Raw genomic sequence first — 3,202 nt, forward strand, 5'->3', positions numbered from 1 at the left:
TATACAATCTTCTAAATTCTGCACCAGTCAAAGAATCAATACTATCTATATTCTTATTTTCATTTGAGAAAAAAATTTCTCCATTATTTTTAACTATAACCTTGTAATAAGGACCTATATAACCTTTACGTGCAATAGTAAACCCACTTAAACTTCTTTTTTGCCATGATTTTGATACTGGTTTAAGTGAGCTGGTGTCAAAATACTCTAATTCTAAAAAATCGATATCTCTATTTTCGAAATCACACAAATTATAATTTACAGCTATATACTCCTCTGGAGTAAAAGAGTCTCTAATTAAAAACTCTTGAATTGAAATCTCTTTACCAGAATAACAACAATGAATACCTAAACCATTAACACTAATCTTTCTACTTGGAATTCCAAGGTAAAGATACTCTATATCTGAAACCCTAACAGTCTCTGCGCCTTTATTCAACACGTTATAATTTTTATCTGAAATCAAAAAATAACCAGTTTGCTCATATAGATTACGTATAAATACTGCTAAATCCTTTTTTTTACTTCCTAAAAATTGCCGAATAGGAGGGTATAAATTTATATATTCCTCAACCAGATTATGAAGCAATATAGTTTGTGAATTTTTACTTATACCTTTAATCCCCTGTATTTCCGTTCGAGCATTAGTTAAACACCATACTCCCAAAGCAGAAAATACTATTCTATAGATATAGGAATCTTTTGATTCACCTTTATAAGGCGTAATCCCCATATCCTCTGCCATTACTTCAAACAATCTTTCCATTTACTAAACCATCCCCACATTATTTCCTTATTGGGACATTTCCCTGCTTTCCCAGCATATTTTTGTAATCTCTTGGACTGTTTATAAGGATTTAACTTAGTGACCTTAGAGATATATGGTAAAACAGAGAAGAGCAAAACACTATTCATATATTGCTCACTATCAATTAAATCTGACATCGAATTAATAACATCTTTGGACAAGCCACACTCCTCAGAGATTTCCTTAAAAATTCGATGGTATCTACTTTCTACAAATGCTCCACCACTAATAGAATATGACTCTTCTACTATTTCAGAAGGATCTTCTGTAAGATGTCTAATTCTCATTAGAGGTTTAAATTCATCAACATTTATATATTGAACATAACCAAGAAATTCCATAGGTATATAATTTAATGTTCTATCATACCTATAGGTAAGAATAATAATTTTATCACGATACTCTTCAATTAGTGATAATAGTTCTATTTCATTACAATTTCCAATAAAGCCATTTATACACACTACTCTATCGAGAGTATTTGCAAGAAATTCTCTTATATTTTTTAAGCCATCCTCACTTGAGTATGTAAGTATAGCTGCTAACTTTTCTCCATAAATAGTATTTGCAAGACAATTAGCCAAATTAATACCTGGAGCTTGTTTTATAAGCAATGGCATACCATTAAAAGCAATTCTTTCAAAAAATTGAACAAACAATTGATATCCTTCTACGTTATCGTTTAGTCCAATATTATTAAGGTTATAATTAAAGTACTCATCAAAATCATCCATATCCACTGGTCTATATGGCTTTACTAATTCTTTATTTAAAGGCCCTATCTCTATATCAACAGTTTTAGAGTTTATTATTTTCTGATTATCTCTTTCACATAATGAATGCTCAAGCTCATTTATTTGCATTTCATACTTTTGTTTAATCTCAACAAAAGTTTGAATCGATTTATCCATTTCTAAAATTTGAGCTTCAAGACCAGAAATTATAGATTTAGACTCATCTAATAATATATCTTTTTCTTTATAAGTAGTAAGCTCCTGTTTAAGTTCTTCTATTTGTTTTATTAGACTTCCATGTTGTTTTGTCAATACAGTAATAGCTTTTGTCTTATCTGCTGATAACTCTTTTATCTGCTCATTTAAACGATAAATCTCGTCTTTTAACTTGCTATTTTCTTTGCAAAGATCAATTTTCTCTAGCTCTTTTAGAGAAAGCAACTGGCTAATAGCAGCTTCATTAGATTTAACATTTATAAGTTGAGTACGTAGCTTTATTACTAGTCGTTCGGAAGCATCAGCAGCATCTTGTAATTTGTTAATTGTATTTTCTTTTTCATTAATATCTTTGCAATACTTCTTTTCTATTCCTTCTACCTTATCTATAATTCCCAGTAATTGATTTACTGCTGCAGACATTAAATTTAAATACTCTTCAGATTTCTCCTCTTCAATCACCTTAAAATATAAAGAGATATTATGTGAAAATGCCGAATGAGCAAGGACATATATATACTGCTCCTCTAAACCTAATCCTCTGTTCCTAGTATCTTCCAATTTATAATTTATATCTTCAATCCACCGATTTATATTTTTAATTATGAATGAAGAAATAAACTCTCGGTTTCTAAAAGAGAACAATATTTCAGTTACATCATTTACATTTAATGATTCCACTCTAAATCCAGGCTTCAAACTAAAAAACGCTTTAGGATTTTGCTTAAAATATTTTATTATTTCTTCATATGGTATGACAGAACAAATATATTTCAGATCTGCTTCTATCAATTCATCTATATAATTCACAAAAGCCCCTCCTTTATATATTTTTTTACAATAGTATTTATTTTGCCATTTTTACTACAAACTTCTAAATAGTCAGAAACAGCCTTACAAAATACACCATCTGAAAAATCATTAAAATTATAGATTTCTGACTGAGGATAATATTTTAAAATATCAATAATAATTTCTTCTGCTGTCGGTATAGAATTAGTATCACTCGAAATAATACATTTTAAGTGATTATTCCGATATCCAAAAACTTTATCATCATCTATCAAATACACCTTTTCCTCTATCATGAGTTTTCTATAGCCATCCTGATCTAAAAGGAAATAATCCATATCTCCAGAAACCTCCCAATTAGAACACTTCAGTAATTCAATTTCATCTTCAGAGACCTCAAGATCTTGTATTTCTGATTTAATTAATACTACATCCACATTCTTTTCCTTAATAATTATTTTATTTTCAACTTTCAACTGAAAAATGCCTGAAGATATATTTCCTGTTATACATAATGCATTCGTATTGCCATGCGACACCAAAGGAAAACTAGAGTGAATAAATACTTTTTCACGTTCACAGACATAAGCAGAGTCCTTCATAAACAAAGGAGGCCATAATACATTCAAAGTTTCAGAAGTTTCAATATGAA

At 29.3% G+C, this 3,202-nt stretch carries 3 protein-coding genes; all 3 read right to left on the reverse strand.

Going from position 1 to position 3,202, the window contains the following annotated elements:
* A partial coding sequence (locus Q0370_RS03645; RefSeq protein WP_299572265.1) for a hypothetical protein occupies nucleotides 1-766 on the reverse strand: 766 nt, incomplete at its 3' end.
* Nucleotides 745-2,568, reverse strand: a complete 1,824-nt coding sequence (locus Q0370_RS03650; RefSeq protein WP_287529479.1) for a hypothetical protein — start codon at nucleotides 2,566-2,568, stop codon at nucleotides 745-747. The genes Q0370_RS03645 and Q0370_RS03650, both read right to left, overlap by 22 nt.
* On the reverse strand, nucleotides 2,565-3,202 hold a 638-nt coding region (locus tag Q0370_RS03655; RefSeq protein WP_299572269.1), incomplete at its 5' end, for a hypothetical protein. The genes Q0370_RS03650 and Q0370_RS03655, both read right to left, overlap by 4 nt.

This window comes from uncultured Leptotrichia sp., assembly GCF_938036635.1.
GTDB lineage: Bacteria > Fusobacteriota > Fusobacteriia > Fusobacteriales > Leptotrichiaceae > Leptotrichia > Leptotrichia hongkongensis.